We start from the raw sequence: 17,207 nt of genomic DNA on the forward strand, positions 1-17,207 counted from the left end.
CGCACGCTACCGCCCGGACCGTCCATGCTGCGCGATCCGTCCTCCAAATACCGGCCCTTCCCCGCCGTCGACCTGCCCGACCGCACATGGCCGTCGCGCACGATCACCCGGGCACCCCGCTGGCTGTCCACCGATCTGCGCGACGGCAACCAGGCGCTGATCGACCCGATGGACGCGGAGAAGAAGACGCGGCTGTTCGACCTGCTGTGCAAGGTCGGGCTGAAGGAGATCGAGGTCGGCTTCCCCAGCGCCGGCGCCACCGAATACGACTTCATCACCGGGCTGGTCGCATCGGGCCGCATTCCGCACGACGTGACCATCCAGGTGCTGACCCAGTCGCGCCGCGATCTGATCGAGACCAGCTTCGCCAGCCTGAAGGGCGCGATGTCGGCGATCGTCCACCTCTACAATGCGGTCAGCCCGGCATGGCGCCGCATCGTCTTCGGCATGACGCGCGCCCAGGTGAAGCAGATCGCGATCGACGGCGCCAAGGTGCTCCGCGACGAGGCCGCCAGGCAACCGGACGTCGCCTGGCAGTTCGAATACAGCCCCGAGACCTTTTCGACCGCCGAACTCGATTTCTCGCTGGAGGTCTGCGAGGCGGTGATGGACGTCCTCCAGCCGACGCCGGAGCGGCCGATCATCTTCAACCTGCCCGCCACCGTCGAATGCGCGACCCCCAATGTCTACGCCGACCAGATCGAATGGTTCGCGCGCCACCTGCGCAACCGCGACGCGTGCGTCCTCTCGCTCCACACCCACAACGACCGCGGCACCGGCGTCGCCGCCGCGGAACTCGGGCTGATGGCGGGCGCCGATCGCGTCGAGGGTTGCCTGCTCGGCAATGGCGAGCGCACCGGCAATTGCGATCTCGTGACGGTCGCGCTCAACATGTACACGCAGGGACTCGACCCGAAGCTGGACCTGTCGGATATCGACGCGGTGGTGAAGACGGTCACCTATTGCACCAACATCCCCGTCCACCCGCGCACGCCTTATGCCGGCGACCTCGTCTTCACCGCTTTCTCCGGATCGCACCAGGATGCGATTCGCAAGGGCTTCGCCGCGCGCGACCAGCAGAACGACGAGGCCTGGGAAGTCCCCTATCTCCCCATCGACCCCGCCGATCTCGGCCGCAGCTACGAAGCCGTGATCCGCGTCAATTCGCAGAGCGGCAAGGGCGGGGTCGCCTGGGTGATCGAGCAGGACAAGGGCCTGAAACTCCCCAAGCGCCTCCAGGCCGATTTCAGCCGCCACGTCCAGGCCCTGGCCGACGAGACGAGCCGCGAGCTGAACGCCGCCGATATCTGGGCACGGTTCGAAAGCGTCTATCTGCCGCGCGCCACAGACCGCTTCGTGCTGCGCGATTACGAGGAGAGCGGCACCGCCGGCCAGCGCGTCTTCGTCGGCCGGGTCGCGGTCGGCGGCGAGGAACGCTCGATCTCGGGGCGCGGCAACGGCCTGATCTCGGGCGTCGTCGCCGCGCTGGCCGATTCGACCGGCCCCGCGCTCGACGTCGTCGATTACAACGAACATGCGATCGGCCACGGCGCCGATGCGCAGGCCGCCGCCTATGTCGAATGCCGGACCGCGGACGGGCGGACGGTGTTCGGCGTCGGGCTGGACACCGATATTGCCACCGCCAGCGTGCGCGCGGTGCTCAGCGCGGCGAACCGGGCCTGACCCGCACCAGTTCGCAGCCCACCGCCGCATCGGGATAGACGTCGAGCTTCATCGACTGCACCCACACCTGGCGCACCCGCGCGTCGGCCAGGCAAAGCGCCGCCACCGCCTCGCACAAGGTTTCCTGCAACGCAAAGCCCGGCCCCGCCGCCAAGGCGTGGATGCCCTCGCGAACGAAGTCGTAATCGAGCACCTGCTCGATCGCGTCGGCGCCGAGCGGCTCGGGGTAAGCGACGGTCATCCGCACCGACAGCCGCACCCGCTGCGGCGCGGCCTCATGCGCGTGGATGCCCAGGCGCATCATGACGTCCAGGCCATTCAGGATCGTCGTGAATTCAGCCATGCCCGTCTTCCCGGCCGGCGCGCGCGAACATCACGTCGCGCTCACGCGGCAGGAAGCGCTGGCCGCAATCGACGTACAGCGTCTGCCCGGTCACCCCGCGCGAACCGATCAGGTACGCCACCGCATCGGCGACTGCGTTTGCGCCGACCGGCCGGCCGAGCAGGTTCATGCTCGCGACCGCCGCGAACTCGGCCGGCGTCTGATCCCCGCTCGGCAGCGTCAGCCCCGGCGCGACCGCATTCACCCGCACCCGCGGCGCCAGCGCCTGCGCCTGCATCACGGTGGCCGCGGCCAGCGCCGCCTTGGCGCAGGTATAGGCGAAGAAATCGGGGTTGAGGTTCGCCAGCTTCTGGTCGAGCAGGTTAACGACGGCTCCTTCCCCCACATCATCCTGCCGCACCAGTGCGTCGGTCAGCAGGGCGGGCGCGGCGCAGTTTATCGCGTACAGCCGCGCCAGGAGTGCAGGATCGCTCCGGGGGGGCGTATCGAACGAGAACGCCGACGCGCTGTTCACCAACCCGTCGATCGGCCCGGCGATCGCCCGTGCATCTGCAAACAGCGCGTCCATCGCGCCGCTATCGGCAAGATCGCCCGACACCGTCCCGACCGCGCCGACTTCGACGGCCAGCGCCTGCGCCTCCGCCGCCGAAACACCGTAATGGATCACCACCCGGTGCCCTGCCGCCGCCAGCCGCCGGACGATCGCGGCGCCCAGCCGCTTCGCGCCGCCGGTAACCAATACGGTTCGTACCGCCATCAACCCATGCCCATCAGCGCGAGCACTTCCTTGCGGCTGCGCTCGTCCTCGCGGAACGTCCCCATCATCCGGCTGGTGACCATGCCGACGCCGGGCGTCCGCACCCCGCGCGCCGCCATGCACGCATGCGTCGCCTCGATCACCACCGCCACGCCGTGCGGCTTCAGCCCCTCCCAGATACAATCGGCGACCTCGGCGGTCAGCCGCTCCTGTACCTGGAGCCGCCGCGCGAAGCCGTGGAGCACGCGTGCCAGCTTGGAGATGCCGACCACGTGATTGCGCGGCAGATAGGCGATGTGGCCGACGCCGATGATCGGCGCCATGTGATGCTCGCAATGCGACTGGAAGGGTATATCCTTGAGCAATACGATCTCGTCATAGCCGCCGACCTCCTCGAACACCCGCGCCAGATGCAGCGAGGGATCGTCGCCATAGCCGGCGCAATATTCGCGCCATGCCTTGGCGACACGACGCGGCGTGTCGACGAGTCCCTCGCGGGTCGGATCGTCGCCCGCCCACCGGATCAACGTGCGAATTGCTTCGGCGACGGCTTCGGGCACCGCGTCGGGGGTCGTCGACCCATGGTCCTCATTTGAAACAGTAGAAGTGCCCGTCATACGAATTCCCTAACGTAAGTTCGATTCTGCAACTGTTTCAATTGAGCAACAAGTCGAAAACACGCTTCGTTCGTCCTGCAAAAGCATTTGACGGCATCATGTTTTCCAAGCAGCCTCCATACCGCAAGCACGAATATCGACGAAACGGCAAGAGACCGTCGCGATGCTGGAGGATGTTGATACCATGAAGAAGCTCGAATTGCTCTGTGGTTGCGCGCTGGCGCTGGTCATCGCCACCCCGCTCGCGGCGCAGACCGCGGACACCACGTCTGCGCAGGACACCGCGCCCACCAACGGCCCAGGTCAGGAGGCAACCACCGGGCAGGGCACTACCACGCCTGCGCCCACGACCTATGGCACCGACATCGTCGTAACCGCGCAGCGCCAGTCGCAGCGGCTTCAAGACGTGCCGATCGCGGTCAGCGCGTTCACCGCGGAGAACCTCGAAAAGCAGCAGATCGTGAATCCGGTCGCACTTCAGCAGACGCTGCCCAACGTTACCTTCACCAAGACCAACTTCACCTCCTCCAGCTTCACCATCCGCGGCATCGGCGATCTTTGCGTCGGCGTGACGTGCGACAGCGCGACCGCGATCCACGTGAACGACATGCCGCTGCTCACCACCCGTCTGTTCGAAACCGAGTTCTTCGATCTGGAGCGGATCGAGGTTCTGCGTGGGCCGCAGGGCACCTTGTTCGGGCGCAACGCCACGTCCGGCGTGGTCAACTTCATCACCGCCAAGCCCGATCTTTCGGGCATCCATGCCGCCGGCGAATTCGAATATGGTAATTACGATTCGAAGCGCGTGCGCGGCATGTTCAACCTGCCGATCACCGACACGTTCGGCATCCGCCTGGCCGGCACCTATCTGAAGCGCGACGGTTATACCAAGAACCTGTTCGACGATTCGCGCATCGACGACCGCGATCTCTATGCCGTGCGCGGCACCGTGTCCTACGAGCCCACCAGCGATACCAGGCTCGACCTAATGGCCTATTATTTCCGTGAGAACGACAATCGTAGCCGCATCCAGAAGCAATTGTGCAACCGCGACGCAACCGGCGTGCTGGGTTGCTCGCCCGACCGCCTCGAATACGAACACACCAACGGCAATTCGACGCTGGCCGCGGTGCAATCGTCCAACGAGTTCCTGGGCATCGCGCTGGGCGCGCTGGGACCGGTCTTCCGGAACTTCGGGCTGCAGAGCGTCTATGGTGCCGATACCTATGCCGGCGTCGTCAATCCCACCGATAATCGGACTGTCCGGGTCGACTTCAAACCGACCTATTTCGCCGAAGAAGAACAATATATGGGCAAGTTCTTCCACGATTTCGGTCAAGTCTCGCTGAACCTGACGGGTGGCTACACCCGCAATGTCGTTCAGTCGCGGTCGGATTATAACCTGGCGGTCGAGAACACCTATATCAACAATCCGGGTCTGGTGGCGTTGAACACGGTGGCGGGTCTGACGGCGGCACAAGCAGCGGCAACGTTCGGGCCGGTCGGGCCAGCGATCCCCGGCCCGCTCACCGCGGTTCGCAACACCCTGATCCCGAACGGACCGGCTGGCGGCATCTGCCAGTCGAGCAACGATCCGAACAACGTTGGCGTGTTCGGCGGCAATACGGTCGGCTGCTTCGGCACCAGCCTCGATTTCGACGAATCGAGCGAGACCAACAAGCAATATTCGCTCGAAGGGCATGTCGACAGCAATTTCGACGGGGCGTTCAACTTCCTGGTCGGCGGAATCTATGTCGACAAGCGCACCTACAACAACAGCTATTACGTCAACGCCTTTGGTCTCGATTATGCCGCCGGGCTGCTCGGCGCCGCGCAGACCATCGGCGCCCGGCTGGCCGGGGCAACTACCTACCCGAACACGTTCCGCGCCTCTCCCTTCTTCCGCAACAACACCGATTTTTATCGCCTCAAATCCTATGGTATCTTCGGCGAAGCCTATCTCGACATCAGCGATCGGCTGAAATTCACCGCCGGCGTGCGCTACAACAACGATAAGAAGTTCGTCCGCGCGCGCACGACGTATCTGCAGGATGCGAACGGACTGGCGGTGGTCGTTCCCTATGGCTCGTCCAACATCGACCAGGCGATCGGCTATACGGGGCTCGATTTCGACGCGAATACGCCCGGCAATCAGACATTTGCGGAGGGTGGCGTCGGCTTCGACCGGATGACCGGCCGCGGCGTCGTCGACTTCAAGATCACGCCCGACAACCTCGTCTACGCATCCTATTCGCGCGGCTACAAGTCGGGCGGCATCAACCCGCCCTTGTCCGCCATCTTCGCGGTGCCCACCACCTTCGCGCCCGAAAAGGTGGACTCGTTCGAGATCGGGTCGAAGAACACGTTCGGCAACGGCACGTTGCGGCTCAACCTGACCGGATTCTACTATAAATATCAGGGTCTACAGCTGAGCCGCATCGTCGCGCGCACATCGGTCAACGACAATGTCAACGCCGACATATACGGCGTCGAGATCGAATCGGTCATCAGCCCCGTGGCTGCGCTCGTCGTCAACATGAATGCCAGCTATCTCAAGACCAAGGTGTCCGCCGACAAGTTCATCGCCAACCCGCGCGATCCCTCCGGCGGACGGTCCGACACGGTCATCATCAAGGACATCACGAACGCATCCAATTGCGCGGTGGTGCCGACCGTGGCGGGTAATGCGGCGGGCGCCAACGCCTTCGTCCGCACGATCAATGCAGCCGTCGGCCTGCGGGCACCGACGCCCGTCGCGGGAACCAACACGACCGGCGCGTTCGGCATTTGCTCCGCGCTTCAGGCGCAGGCAGCGGCGGTCGGTGCGGCGTTCGGGGGCATCTCGGTGCTCGGTTCGGGGGTCGAGGTGAACATTCGCGGCAACAGCCTTCCGCAGGCCCCGACCTACAAGGCGTCGGTCGGTGCGCAATATACGGTCGATGTGGGGGCAAGCGGCTGGTCGATCGTGCCGCGCGCAGATTTGAACTACACCGGCGGGTTCAGCGCGTCGATCTTCAACAACACGATCGACCGAGTGCAGGGTTATGAGATCGTCAACGCCCAAATCCAGTTCAATGCGCCCGGCGAGCGCTTCTACGCCCGCGCATTCGTCTCCAACCTCACGAACAACGCTGCGATCACCGGTCAATATGTCACCGACCAGTCCTCGGGGCTGTTCACGAACATCTTCACGGTCGAGCCGCGCCGTTACGGCGTCATGGCAGGTTTCAAGTTCTGACCACGACGGTGCCCGGCCGTGGAAAGCCGGGACTCGCCGTGCGGGGCAATGAAGCCCCTTGAAGAACAAGAACCGCTCACCTTTGCGACCGACGCAACCCCCCGGCTGTTCATCCGTTGGCCGTGGACGGGAGAACGGACATGAACGATCCCAAGAAGGGTGACACGGTGACCTGGAATTCGCACGGTGGCACCGCCCACGGCGAGGTCGAGAAGAAGATCACGACGACGACGGACGTGTCGGGGCATACAGCCAAGGCGACCAAGGAAGAGCCGCAGTATGTCGTAAAGAGTGACAACGGTGGAAAGGCGGCGCACAAGGCGAGCGCGCTCAAGAAGGCGTGAACCCCGCCGCCGCCGCGATCGCGGCATCGGGGATACATAATTCAGATGGGAAGGAACGACATGGCTACCGCAAAGACGACCGCCGGCACGAAGGCTGCCGGTGAGAAGAAGCCCGCCGCGGCCAAGAAGCCGGCTGCGGAGAAGAAGGCCGCATCGGGCGCCGCATCAGGCACCGGGATCCACGCACCTGTTCAGCCCTCGCCCGAACTCGGCGCGATCGTCGGCGACGACAAGTTGCCGCGCAGCCAGGTGATCAGCAAGGTGTGGGACTATATCAAGTCCAACAAGCTCCAGAACCCTGAGAACAAGCGCGAAATCCTTGCGGACGAAAAACTGAAGAAGGTTTTCGGCCGCGACAAATGCACGATGTTCGAGATGAACAAGTACATCTCGCAGCATCTGAAGGCCTGAATTCGGCACGGAGGGCGGCGCTCGCTCGGCGGCGTCCGCCCTCCTCGACGCTTTCGATGCCCGAAAGCGCGTGATTGACCCCGCAGCGCCCCGCGCCTAATCGCGCAACCGCGTGCCCCCGTAGCTCAGCCGGATAGAGCGACGGTTTCCTAAACCGCAGGCCGGAGGTTCAACTCCTCTCGGGGGCACCACGTTTTCCGCGGTTTTCCGCGACTTCTGACCAGTTTCGAACGCGCGGAACACGCACACCACCACGGTTCGCGCCGACACAAGAGTCGGCACAGTCTGTTCGCTGCTCGTTCCCACAATCCCGCGCGCGTGCGCCGCCATAGTGCGGCGCGCGCCGCTTCGTCGTGCGCGCCATCCATCACCGCCATCACGCTAGCGCACGGCTGACGACTCCGACTCGGCCGGCGCTTTCGTGCGCCCATCGACTTCCCAGCTGGGAGCCGACACGATGTCGCTCGTTCATTCGCCTTCTGCCGCGCCGCCGGCGCGCGAGGCACGTCAATTGATCAAGGCCTTTACGGCCAGCCGAACCGAGAAGAGCCGCGGTCCCGACGCGCACGTCCGTCGCGACAGCTACGATGTGGACGACGATCGGGCGAAGGTTTGGCGACGCGTCGAGGACGGAACCAAGAGTGGTGGCCTCGCCTGGGCAGACGCGCTGCTCCAAACCGCCGAGGAGTTCGACGTCGTTCACAAGAAGAAAGGCGAACGCGGGCCGCTGCAGGCGAACGGTGTCCGGGTTCTAGGCGCGATCGTGAGGCGCGCACTGGACTTCGCCACCGGTCGTTCGGAACCAGAACTCCTGACTATTATGAAGTGGACCGGCCTGTCGAAGCCAGCCGTGGTCGGTGCGCTTGCCCGCCTTCGCGAGCACGGCTTCCTGGACTGGGTGCGGCGCACGATCCGTGTCGGAAAGAAGGGCGAACCAGGCCCTCAGCGCAAGCAAACATCGAACGCTTACTCGTTTGGCTTTGGGCGGATGCAGAACAAGCATCGTGGCGTCTGGCAGCGGTTCCGCCAGCTGCTCGCGCGCAAGCTCGCGAACGCCGCTCCGAAAGCGACAGCACCGGCCGCGGCCCCGCCATCCGCCCCCCCGATCGCTACGGCAGCATCTAGCCCCCTAGCTGCTGCCGTCGCTTCGTTCGGCGCCGCGGTATGGAGCGCGAGTTCATGAAGCGGCCTGTATCCCTCACAAGGGGTTTAAGATGATGAGGAAGCGGGATCGCTAAGGCGATCCCGGACAGGTTTGTTTGTCCCCCTAGGTCGGCACGGGTCGACCCACGCACCCGACTGCCAAGACGCCGCAGTCGGAACGTGGCGGCTTGCGCCGCCCCGGGCTATCGAGGGGGAACGAGCACAAAGCATGCCACTCTCAGGCAAGCGACGGCCAAGCTCCGTCGGCTTCGATCCGTACAATGTGCGACCGTCGGGTTTCACGAGAGGGACGTTTCGTTGAAAGCGCCGCGATCTTTTTGCCTCGGAACACCTCGCAGTGCGCACGGCGGCACTGTGCGGTGTCCGGGCGGTCGGCTCCCGGACTTTCGCCCCCCCCGGGGGGCGTTGACGGCGCCGATCGACCCCGCCTCACCCGACCAGGGCGTCAGCCCAGGCCTGGAACAGCCGGCGCCGCGGCGCGAGCTGCTGCGATCGGTTGTATGCGCCCTCAACCTTGACGTTGATCTTCTCCTCGACCTTGTCCCGGCCGCCGCCGGCGGCGTGACCGAGCGCGCGGTCGATCTGGCCGCGGTCGTCGGGGAAGCGCTCGTTCAGGATCGTGGAGAAGGTCGCACGCCAGCCGTGTGGCACGTGTCGGCCGGCGAAGCCCGCGCGATCGTACAGGTCGCCGATCGCCGCCTCGCCGATCGGCCGGTCCGAACTGCGGCCAGCGAAGATCATGTTGCCGGCGCCCGCAAGGTGATGCGCTTCGCGCAGCAGCTCCACGGCCTGACGCGACAGCGGCACGAGGTGATCGTTGGTGCGGTCCAGCTTCTTCGCTGCCGCCAGCTTCATCCGGCCGGCCGGGATACGCCAAAGAGGCGCGGCTCCGTCCAGATCCTCGATCTCTGACCAGGCCGCGCCACGGACCGCCGCCAGGCGCACCGCGGTCAGTGCCAAGAAGCGCGACGCCAGCTTGATCGCTGGCGCGGCGTCGACCAGCTCGGCCGCAGCGAGAAGCTCGCGGGCGTCTTCGACTGCCAGGAGCGCCGCGTGGTGACGCGCCGGAGCTGGCGGCATCAGTGCCTTGCCGACGATCGCCGCCGGATCCTGGTCGACCAGGCCCTCGGCTATCGCGAACGCAAAGACGCCAGAGATCCGCTGCCGCACTCGCCTGGCCGTCTCGAGACGGCCGCGACCCTCGACTGAACGTAGGGCGTTCAGCACCACCGGCGTGGTGATGGCGCCGATTGGCATCGCGCCGATCGCCGGGAACACGTCGCGCTCGAGGCTGGCGAGGACGTCGTTGGCGTGGACCTCGGTCCAACGCGGCCGCATGTGATCGAACCACCTGCGGCAAACATACTCGAAAGCACGAACTCGGGCCGAATCGTCGGAGCTCGTTACCACGCGAGGATCCTCGCCGCGGCCGAGCTGCTCGCGTGCGGCGGCCGCCTGGGCCCGGGCGTCCTCGAGCGAGATCTCCGGCCACATGCCGAACGTCAGGAGCTGCTCTTTGCCGTGAAGGCGGAACCGCAGCCGGAACGACTTGCGACCGTTCGGCGCCACGAAGAGGTGAAGCCCGCGCTCGTCGGCGATCTTGTAGGCGGCCGGCTTCGGCCGCGCGGCTCGCACCGCGGCGTTCGTGAGCATATGATCTCCTGATGGATCGAGTGCTGATTGGAACCGACGCGAGATGGTTTCTCGAAGACGTCGAGCTGCTGTCCGGCGAGGGCGTTGGGCAACCGATCCTGATCGGGATGGATCTGGCGCCCGGGCCGGAGCTCGTGGCTGTCCGACTGACAAGCTGCCCGCGCGAGGTGGTTGTGCCGCCTGATGCCAAGCGAACCCATCCTACGACGGCTCGTGAGCTGCGCCGGGCAGAACGACGCCGGCGTCGATAACGACGGAACGGCCCTCCGCCGCAGCGGAGGTTCGCAGCATCTTAACGTCGGTTTGTCAGGGGGGGCGGCCGCGTCGATCGACCCGAGCCAGGCCGCGCCGGCCGTGGCGATCGGCGCGGAACACATGACTTTATGTGGACCACGGCGGAGGGATCATCCGCTGCGGCGACGCATTTCTGCGCCTTCCGACGGTGCCGATACCCGCAAAGATCGGGTGCGATACCCGACCTTGGCGGCGCATTATCCGTTCTGATGGGGATTGGAGCGGCCCGACGGGGTCACACCGTCCTCGCACGCGGGGGCACCGCGCTCGTCTGCTGGACGGGCCGCATAGTCCGGCTTCGGGAAAGGCCGCGCCGGATGCCGGCAGCCCTTAGCGAAGCGCGTCTGGAGAAATCGTAAATAGCGGAACTGGCGCAGCACATGCGGAACCGCGCGATCACGGTTCGCTTGCAGGTAAGCTGGACGAGGTCCGAGAGCCCGCTTGCCTCGCACCGTCATGTGCGTGTTGTGGAACCACTCGCCGTCCAACTTCCAGAACGTCGAGCGATGCTCGCCGTGGAAGGTGAAGCCGGCAGCCTGGTAGACCGTGCCGAACAGGCCGCAGCGCTCGTCGGCAAAAGACTGAATCCATTTGACCCGCGGACGCACGCGACGAATGAGGCTTATCGAAGCGGCAAGCGCGCGGCTTTCGCTGTTCCGGGGCGCGGCCTCCGCGAGCCACATGCGGTTGAGCTCAAGGTACTCGTCGATGGCGGTCCCCGCGACCACGCTGCCGGCAGAAGCCGGGTTCATGGCATAGCCGTACTGTAAGACGCCCTGCAACTCGCCAGCGAGCCACACGCCCAGGTGGAGTATCGATGCCGCCGCAACGCGCTGGCTGTAATGATGCGCGCGGATCAGATCGCACGCGATCTGCCGGTCGAGCAGCCCGACGAAGAAGTCGGCCGAGCCAAACGCGAGAGCGTCACCGCGTCGATCCGGTGCGAATAGGTATCCGGCCGCGCCGCCGGCAGCCCCGATCGGCGGAGAGCCGCCAACCAGGAGCGCGGTAGGATCGCCGGGTCTGTGACAAGTAGAGGTGGAAGGTGGGGTGGTGATGGCGTTGGAAGCGCCCATGTGAACTCAGCTCTCGGATGAGGAGCACGTCGGCTACGCGCGCTGAGTGGCCGCTCGATCGACGCGATCGGCGGGCCCCCGGCCGGTCGGCCGCGGGTTGGTGAAGGCGGCGATCGCCGCGAAACTGGTGAAGGTCGCTGCGCGGCCACCGTGCCCGGTACCGAACCGGGTGGTTAGCCGCGCAGGACTGCGGGAGACTGCGCCCCGCATGTTTCCCCGAAGGGTCTTGTATTCTGCGGGCCACCCGGCGAGCCGGTACCCACAGTCGAACCGCGCGCGCGGGCTGGCCTCCGCGGCTACGCTCGGGTCAGCGCAACTGCTATGCCACCGCCGTCGGCAGGGCGAAAGGTGTCGCGATCAGCGCACGACCTCGTAGCGGGTGCCGCCAAGCGACCGGAGCACGGTCCCGATCGGCAGCGCCAAGCGCTTGGCCGTCGAGCCGCCCAGCGTGAAATCGCCAGTCGTGCGGCCCTTTCCATCGACGAGAGGCGGATCGACCACGATGGCGGCTGCGGAAGCAGCGGCTGGTCCGGCGGGCGTGTTGACGAGATAGCCCTGCGCATCCGGCAAGCACGACGCCGGCAGCTTCCGAGTGACGTTCGACATCTTCGCGCCATCGGCGAACCGGAACGCGGGCGTCTGCGGGAGGACATCGAAGAAGCAGCCCTCAAGCACCTCGACCGACGCGTTCGCGCCGGAGAACATGAACGCCGGCGCGGTGGTCACACGGTTCGTGTAGCGAAAACGCTTTACGACCAGACCGGCGTTCTTCGGCAGCCCGGTCGTCGGCGAGACCTGGCTGCTCATGTAGACAGCGGCCGAAGTCGCATCGGCGATGCGCAGCTCGTCGCCCCGCCAGGTGTCCCACCAAATCCGCGCCGGCCGACTGCAGCGCTCCAGGATCAGCGTCGTAAACGTGACGTTCCGGCTCTTGAGGTCGGCGCAGGCGTCGCGGTTATCGGTGAGGCGGACGTTGTCTAGGTGCAGGCCGATCCAGGAATAGTCGCCGACAAGGCCGTCCCCCTGGCGATAGCATCCGGCGCACGGCTTGGAGTCGAAGCCGTGGACCCATACGTTGCGCAGGGTCGCGTTGCTACCGGTGTTGAACCAGATGGCGGTGGGGATCTGTTTGCTGTCCAGCGCCTTCGTCTGCGTGAACTCGGCGTCCTCGATCAGCACGCCCGACGACTTGTTGAGCTGGATGCACTTCTTCGAGCACGACACCTTGAGCCACCGCAGCCGGGAGCCGCTGATGCTGCCCCGGTTGTCGTTGATCCAGCCGGGCTCCTCGGTGATGACCTTGGGCGCCTTCGCGGTGCCCTCGATCACCATGTTCGGGCGCGGCTTGGCCATCTCCTTGGAGACGGCTTGCGTTGGGAAGCTGGCGAGAACGATCAGAGCCAAGAGGCCTGGGAGGTAACGGATCACGCTGCGGCTCCTGCATAGGGTTGATTGAACGCGGTATAGCTGGGCGCGATGTAGGCGTTGCCGTTTTGCGACCAGTGCGTGCCGTCGACCTCCATCGAGTTGGCGACACCACCCGTCTGGACCTTGTTGGCCGTCGGCGTGAGCGCGTCCAGGATCGCGATCCGGTTTGGGTCGACCGTGTCGGCGACGATGCTGGCAAGATCCCAGACAGCGCCAAGGTTGAGCACGCCCGCATCGGCCAGGATTGCGGCATTGAGCGCCGCGCGACAGCTTGGTGCCGCGCCGAATCCAGCCGAGATGTTCTCGGCCGCGGTCGACGTGTAGCCGCTGTTGGACGTGCGAGGCGGTATCGTCGCCGCCAGGATGGAGGTGTTGGTCCGAGCACCACCGCCGGGGAGCGGGATCGACGCGATCTTGGCCCGTACACCGCGATGATTGGCGATCGGCACAACGGCATTCACGTCCGAGCTGTTAGTCGCGACATCATTGGTCGCCAGGCCCATCCAGACGATGTCGAAGTAGCGAAGGAGCTGATACCGCGGGTCGGTCGCCTGCACACCGTTCCAAAATTCGGCGCGGTCGCCATTCTGACCGAGGATCGAGAACGGCACGGCGAGGTCGTAGAGACCCTTCGCGGCGAAGCCATGCTGCGCCGACGAGCCGTCGCCTGACGGTTTGCTGCCGCCTTTGCCGGCCCAGTTGCTGTCGCCGATCGCCGCGAACGCCTTGACGTTGCCATCGCCGATGATCGCGGCAGGGCGCCAGATCCTCGTGACCTGAGACGTTCCGCCGTTCGCCGCTAGGCTGTTGATGCCCATCGAGGTGGTGCCGCCATAATACAGGCCCTCGCCGCTGACCGCGCCGCCGATGCCGCCCTTGTCGGTGACGGGCAGGGTCATGCCTGCGGGGCCGTCGATCTCGAGCATGCAGCGCAGCACGTCGCCGATCGGGAAAGTCACGAAGCCGAACTGCGAGGCGTCCACGCGACAGGTGATGAAGAGGCCGCTTCCATCGACAGCGATCCGAACCGCGGCGCTGCTCGCCTGGCCGTTGACCTTGCCGTCCACCCGCGTGGTCGAGGCCGGACGATAGAACTGGCATGCGGCGACCGCGCCGGCCGGCAGCGGCGTGTATTTGGTGACGCTGTCCTCGTCGGCGTGCCACAGCGGAAACAGCCATTCCTGGTAGGTGCAGCCGGAGCGCACGACCTCTACGAGCTGCTGGCGAAACTTGGTGTCGGTGCCGAGCGCCTGAGTGCCCGTCGCAATCCGTCCGGTGGATGCGACCGCGCGGACGGCATTGAGCGTCGGCGCGGGCGTGTAGCCGCCTGCAATCACGGCAGACGAAGCGCGAAGGCGCGCGCGAAAGGAACGCATGGAGGTCTCTCCTGACTTAGCGAGGGCAGTCGGCCGGCGCGGTGCCGGTCGACAGGATGGCGGAGGTGCAGCGACGCTCGATCCCCACGCCGATCGCGCGGGTGTTGCCGCGGGCGATCGCGCCGAGCGCCTGAGCAAACCGCTCGACGAGCTCGGCTAGGATACCCTTATCGATCGACACGAGCTCGCCGGTTGGCTTGGCGCTGAGCGGCTGCAGCTGCTCGGTGGCCGTCAGCTCAGCGGGGAGCGCCGGCAGGCTCGGCCGCTCGGTTCGCGCGAGCGATGCCCGCGTTGAGCTGGTCGCGCAGGCTGTCGACAGGAGCGGCAGGCAGAGGAGCGCCAGCAGGCGCAGGCGGAACAGCGGCGAGCGCATCGCGCATCTCCTTGATCGAGGTGAGGACGTAGTCGTCGAAGGCGGCCGAGCGGCGGGCGGTAGTGGCGCCGATCGCAACGGCGCTGACCGCCGCCGCACGCTCGTCGGTGCGCGCCTCGGCAACGCGGGTGCCGTGGTCGCGCTCGACGCGAGCCTCGACCTTGGCGGCGCCGGCGCCGCTGCCCGTGCGGTAGATCAGCGCGGCGACGATGATCAGCAGCAGCGCCGCGCCGCTGGCGATCGCCAGGCGTACCCGGGTCATGCCACGCCCTTGAGGCACAGCGCGCGCTCGCCCTCGCGACGTCGGGCGAGCCCGGCGATCACGCGGCCGCCTGCTCTGTTCCAGGCCAGGAAGGCGTTGCAGCCGCCCCGAAGATCCCGGGCGTTGAACCGGCGCGCGACGGTCGACCGGCAATAGGCCGAGCCCCCGATGTTGTAGGCGAGGCTGCCAGCGGCGACGAGCTGGTTGCCGGCGATCGTCGGCGTGCAGCGCTGGACCTCGGCGACATGGACCAGGGCCTGAGCGGAGAGCCGCGCCTGGCATTCGGCGTCCGAGTAGAACTTGCCGACAACGACGTTCTTCGTGTCGCCCATGCAGGCCGTCGGGATCCCGACGATGTCGCGGTACCCGACGTTCCGCTTGCCCTCATATCCGGTGAGGGTCACCAGCAGCAGCGCCGCGGCCGAGGCGCTGCCCATGACGCCGGCGAGCGCCTTGTTCTTAGCGGCTCCCATCGGTGCGCTCCCGCTGCTTGAGGATCCGCGCGGCCAACGAGGCGGCGAAGAGGACCGGCGTTATCCAGCGGCCGACATGTTCGGGCACGACGTAGCGGATTTCTTCAGGCAGGGACTGCCAGGCGGATATGAGAGCGTCGGGCGCTGCTGCGGCGGTGGTGGCGAGCACCGCGCCGAGCGCGGACACGCGCACCGACCACAGGCGCCAGGACTGGCGCCAATTGGCGATCATCATGATGGTTTTCTCCGGATGGCGGCTACCGGCCGCCGGCGGTTATGGGCGGCGACGGATCTCGCGATCGTCCTCGCGGCGCGCGCGCTCGGCGAGGTACGTGACGTCCTTCGACAGGCCGATCAGGACGGGGATGTAGGTGCGCTGGTTACCCTCGGCCTGCTCCATCCGCTTCTTCAGGTCGGTGAGCTGGAGGTCGACGCCGGCGCGCCAGGCGCCGATCATCGTCAGAGCGGTCACGATCAGACCGGCGGTACCGATCAACCCGAGGATTACGGTGACAAGCGGGATCCAGCGCGGGGCGGTCGGCGTTACGTCGGTCATCAGCATTCCGATCTGAAATTCAGGCGGGCCAGGTGACGGTTGCGGCGGCCAGGATGCTGCCCAGCGTCGTCGCGATCTCGACCCCACCCTTCGCTCCCAATCGCAAAGCTTCGATCGTCGAGCCAATCGCGGTCCACGCATTCGCCCGGTCGACCACCTCTACGGCCAGTGCCTCAATCGTCATTCCGCGCGCAGGCGCCTCGGCCGCCAGGAAGGGGACGGGTGCGCCAGCGTCAGCAAGGTACGCGCGCGCCTCGGCTTCCTTGCGCTGATAGGTCATTGCCTGGCCGGCGCCGGGGGTCAGGAACCGCATGCGCATCGCCTCGGCGTCCGCGTCCACCCGTGCGGCCAGCGCGGTGCGCAGCGCGACCAAGTTCAGCTCGACTGAAGCGACGACCGCGTGCGGTACGGTAATGAGCGCGGCGCCTTCGGGCAACGCCTGATACCGCGCGGTTCCCACCGAGCCTTCGCCTCGGTACAGCACGGCGCCGGTCGCGACGTCATAGACGATCCAATATTCCACCGATATTCTCCTCAGACGGCGACCCATGTCACCCGGAGGTAAATCTGGGTCAGGGTGTAGGTCGCGCTGACGTCGCGATAGTAATAGTCGCCGTCGTCGATGATGCCGCTGTCAGCGCTGCCGCGAACGACCGAAGCGCTGAAGACCGCGTTGAAGTCCGTCGTGGCCAGGACCGGGTCCGAACTGTTGGGGCGCGGTCCATAGCCATTGCCTTGGGCGTCGCTGGCGCCCAGCGCCAAGCCGCCATCGGCTATGAAGTTGGTGTAAAGCGGCTTGCCGTTGTAGGTGGTGACGTTCTGCTGTCCCGCGTTGGTGGTCACTGCGACGGCCATCTCATAGATGAACCGACCCAGGGGCGGCAGCACGCCGAGCGCGAGGCTCCACGGGACAGAGACGGTCTGCCCAAGCGCCGGCGTGATGCTCCCGCTGAAAGACGAAGTTGCGACGCGCGACATCGAGGCGCGGTCGAACTTGCGCGCGACGATCGTGCCGTTGACGGTAAGATTGCCGTCGATCTCGCCGTCGCCGCCCAGCGCCCATTTTGCGCCGATCGCGGAGCTCGAAAACAGCGAGAAGTATGCGCGGCCGCCCGGCGACACCGCTTCGAGCGTGAGCCGCGCCGCCGCCGTCTGCGCG

19 protein-coding genes and 1 tRNA gene are annotated in these 17,207 nt (G+C 66.2%); 6 read left to right on the forward strand and 14 right to left on the reverse strand.

Annotated features, from left to right (window positions below; all coding sequences use genetic code 11):
• The first annotated feature begins 24 nt into the window (after positions 1-24).
• Positions 25-1,683: a 2-isopropylmalate synthase gene (gene leuA / locus VF643_RS04630; protein ID WP_331042218.1), complete on the forward strand. Its 1,659-nt coding sequence runs from the start codon at positions 25-27 to the stop codon at positions 1,681-1,683.
• Here leuA and VF643_RS04635 read toward each other — a convergent pair.
• Genes VF643_RS04635 through folE form a run of 3 tightly spaced genes read right to left on the reverse strand, consistent with a single transcriptional unit; the run spans position 1,661 to position 3,400 of the window.
• The gene (locus VF643_RS04635; RefSeq protein WP_331042199.1) at positions 1,661-2,026 is read right to left on the reverse strand and encodes a dihydroneopterin aldolase; all 366 of its coding nucleotides are present in this window, start codon (positions 2,024-2,026) and stop codon (positions 1,661-1,663) included. The genes leuA and VF643_RS04635 overlap by 23 nt on opposite strands.
• Positions 2,019-2,783, reverse strand: coding sequence for an SDR family oxidoreductase (locus VF643_RS04640; protein WP_331042200.1), 765 nt, complete (start codon positions 2,781-2,783; stop codon positions 2,019-2,021). The genes VF643_RS04635 and VF643_RS04640 overlap by 8 nt, the downstream gene beginning before the upstream one ends.
• Positions 2,783-3,400 (reverse strand): GTP cyclohydrolase I FolE, encoded by a 618-nt coding sequence (gene folE / locus VF643_RS04645; RefSeq protein WP_331042201.1) that lies wholly within the window; start codon positions 3,398-3,400, stop codon positions 2,783-2,785. Before folE ends, VF643_RS04640 begins: the two co-directional genes overlap by 1 nt.
• A 184-nt stretch (positions 3,401-3,584) precedes the next feature.
• On the opposite strand from folE, the gene VF643_RS04650 reads away from it, so the two are divergent.
• From VF643_RS04650 to VF643_RS04670, 5 genes are all read left to right on the forward strand, one after another.
• Complete coding sequence (locus VF643_RS04650; RefSeq protein ID WP_331042202.1) at positions 3,585-6,638, forward strand: TonB-dependent receptor; 3,054 nt, start codon at positions 3,585-3,587, stop codon at positions 6,636-6,638.
• A gap of 140 nt (positions 6,639-6,778) precedes the next feature.
• A complete protein-coding gene (locus tag VF643_RS04655) occupies positions 6,779-6,982 on the forward strand; it encodes a DUF2945 domain-containing protein (protein WP_331042203.1) in 204 nt (67 codons plus the stop codon).
• A gap of 60 nt (positions 6,983-7,042) precedes the next feature.
• On the forward strand, positions 7,043-7,393 hold the full coding sequence (locus VF643_RS04660) for an SWIB/MDM2 domain-containing protein (RefSeq protein ID WP_414713798.1): 351 nt from the start codon (positions 7,043-7,045) through the stop codon (positions 7,391-7,393).
• A 114-nt stretch (positions 7,394-7,507) separates the two neighbouring features.
• Positions 7,508-7,584 (forward strand) — tRNA-Arg (locus tag VF643_RS04665).
• 266 nt (positions 7,585-7,850) lie between these two features.
• Positions 7,851-8,576: a hypothetical protein gene (locus tag VF643_RS04670; protein ID WP_331042204.1), complete on the forward strand. Its 726-nt coding sequence runs from the start codon at positions 7,851-7,853 to the stop codon at positions 8,574-8,576.
• A 410-nt stretch (positions 8,577-8,986) separates the two neighbouring features.
• Here the strand turns inward: VF643_RS04670 and VF643_RS04675 are convergent, their stop codons facing one another.
• The 11 genes from VF643_RS04675 to VF643_RS04725 all read right to left on the reverse strand — a co-directional run.
• A complete protein-coding gene (locus VF643_RS04675; protein ID WP_331042205.1) occupies positions 8,987-10,210 on the reverse strand; it encodes a tyrosine-type recombinase/integrase in 1,224 nt (407 codons plus the stop codon).
• 491 nt (positions 10,211-10,701) lie between these two features.
• Complete coding sequence (locus VF643_RS04680; protein WP_331042206.1) at positions 10,702-11,580, reverse strand: hypothetical protein; 879 nt, start codon at positions 11,578-11,580, stop codon at positions 10,702-10,704.
• 357 nt (positions 11,581-11,937) lie between these two features.
• Positions 11,938-13,008: a hypothetical protein gene (locus VF643_RS04685; RefSeq protein ID WP_331042207.1), complete on the reverse strand. Its 1,071-nt coding sequence runs from the start codon at positions 13,006-13,008 to the stop codon at positions 11,938-11,940.
• A complete protein-coding gene (locus VF643_RS04690; RefSeq protein ID WP_331042208.1) occupies positions 13,005-14,384 on the reverse strand; it encodes a hypothetical protein in 1,380 nt (459 codons plus the stop codon). The genes VF643_RS04685 and VF643_RS04690 overlap by 4 nt, the downstream gene beginning before the upstream one ends.
• Before the next feature lie 16 nt (positions 14,385-14,400).
• Positions 14,401-14,565 (reverse strand): hypothetical protein, encoded by a 165-nt coding sequence (locus VF643_RS04695; protein ID WP_331042209.1) that lies wholly within the window; start codon positions 14,563-14,565, stop codon positions 14,401-14,403.
• Between the two features lie 55 nt (positions 14,566-14,620).
• Positions 14,621-15,019, reverse strand: a complete 399-nt coding sequence (locus VF643_RS04700; RefSeq protein WP_331042210.1) for a hypothetical protein — start codon at positions 15,017-15,019, stop codon at positions 14,621-14,623.
• Entirely contained in the window at positions 15,016-15,492 is a 477-nt protein-coding gene (locus VF643_RS04705) for a lysozyme (RefSeq protein WP_331042211.1), read from the reverse strand. The genes VF643_RS04700 and VF643_RS04705 overlap by 4 nt, the downstream gene beginning before the upstream one ends.
• Entirely contained in the window at positions 15,479-15,727 is a 249-nt protein-coding gene (locus VF643_RS04710; RefSeq protein ID WP_331042212.1) for a hypothetical protein, read from the reverse strand. The genes VF643_RS04705 and VF643_RS04710 overlap by 14 nt, the downstream gene beginning before the upstream one ends.
• Positions 15,728-15,766: 39 nt before the next feature.
• A complete protein-coding gene (locus tag VF643_RS04715; protein WP_331005951.1) occupies positions 15,767-16,048 on the reverse strand; it encodes a hypothetical protein in 282 nt (93 codons plus the stop codon).
• 19 nt (positions 16,049-16,067) lie between these two features.
• Positions 16,068-16,571 (reverse strand): hypothetical protein, encoded by a 504-nt coding sequence (locus VF643_RS04720; RefSeq protein ID WP_331005950.1) that lies wholly within the window; start codon positions 16,569-16,571, stop codon positions 16,068-16,070.
• An 11-nt stretch (positions 16,572-16,582) separates the two neighbouring features.
• On the reverse strand, positions 16,583-17,207 hold a 625-nt coding region (locus VF643_RS04725; RefSeq protein ID WP_331042213.1), incomplete at its 5' end, for a hypothetical protein.

The organism is Sphingomonas sp., from assembly GCF_036387595.1.
GTDB lineage: Bacteria > Pseudomonadota > Alphaproteobacteria > Sphingomonadales > Sphingomonadaceae > Sphingomonas.

Excerpts from the sequence above, each read along its gene's own strand:
- leuA (WP_331042218.1), top strand. The coding sequence starts at position 25 with ATGCTGCGCGATCCGTCCTCCAAATACCGGCCCTTCCCCGCCGTCGAC.
- VF643_RS04635 (WP_331042199.1), bottom strand. The coding sequence starts at position 2,026 with ATGGCTGAATTCACGACGATCCTGAATGGCCTGGACGTCATGATGCGC.
- VF643_RS04640 (WP_331042200.1), bottom strand. The coding sequence starts at position 2,783 with ATGGCGGTACGAACCGTATTGGTTACCGGCGGCGCGAAGCGGCTGGGC.
- folE (WP_331042201.1), bottom strand. The coding sequence starts at position 3,400 with ATGACGGGCACTTCTACTGTTTCAAATGAGGACCATGGGTCGACGACC.
- VF643_RS04650 (WP_331042202.1), top strand. The coding sequence starts at position 3,585 with ATGAAGAAGCTCGAATTGCTCTGTGGTTGCGCGCTGGCGCTGGTCATC.
- VF643_RS04655 (WP_331042203.1), top strand. The coding sequence starts at position 6,779 with ATGAACGATCCCAAGAAGGGTGACACGGTGACCTGGAATTCGCACGGT.
- VF643_RS04660 (WP_414713798.1), top strand. The coding sequence starts at position 7,043 with ATGGCTACCGCAAAGACGACCGCCGGCACGAAGGCTGCCGGTGAGAAG.
- VF643_RS04670 (WP_331042204.1), top strand. The coding sequence starts at position 7,851 with ATGTCGCTCGTTCATTCGCCTTCTGCCGCGCCGCCGGCGCGCGAGGCA.
- VF643_RS04675 (WP_331042205.1), bottom strand. The coding sequence starts at position 10,210 with ATGCTCACGAACGCCGCGGTGCGAGCCGCGCGGCCGAAGCCGGCCGCC.
- VF643_RS04680 (WP_331042206.1), bottom strand. The coding sequence starts at position 11,580 with ATGGGCGCTTCCAACGCCATCACCACCCCACCTTCCACCTCTACTTGT.
- VF643_RS04690 (WP_331042208.1), bottom strand. The coding sequence starts at position 14,384 with ATGCGTTCCTTTCGCGCGCGCCTTCGCGCTTCGTCTGCCGTGATTGCA.
- VF643_RS04700 (WP_331042210.1), bottom strand. The coding sequence starts at position 15,019 with ATGACCCGGGTACGCCTGGCGATCGCCAGCGGCGCGGCGCTGCTGCTG.
- VF643_RS04705 (WP_331042211.1), bottom strand. The coding sequence starts at position 15,492 with ATGGGAGCCGCTAAGAACAAGGCGCTCGCCGGCGTCATGGGCAGCGCC.
- VF643_RS04710 (WP_331042212.1), bottom strand. The coding sequence starts at position 15,727 with ATGATGATCGCCAATTGGCGCCAGTCCTGGCGCCTGTGGTCGGTGCGC.
- VF643_RS04715 (WP_331005951.1), bottom strand. The coding sequence starts at position 16,048 with ATGACCGACGTAACGCCGACCGCCCCGCGCTGGATCCCGCTTGTCACC.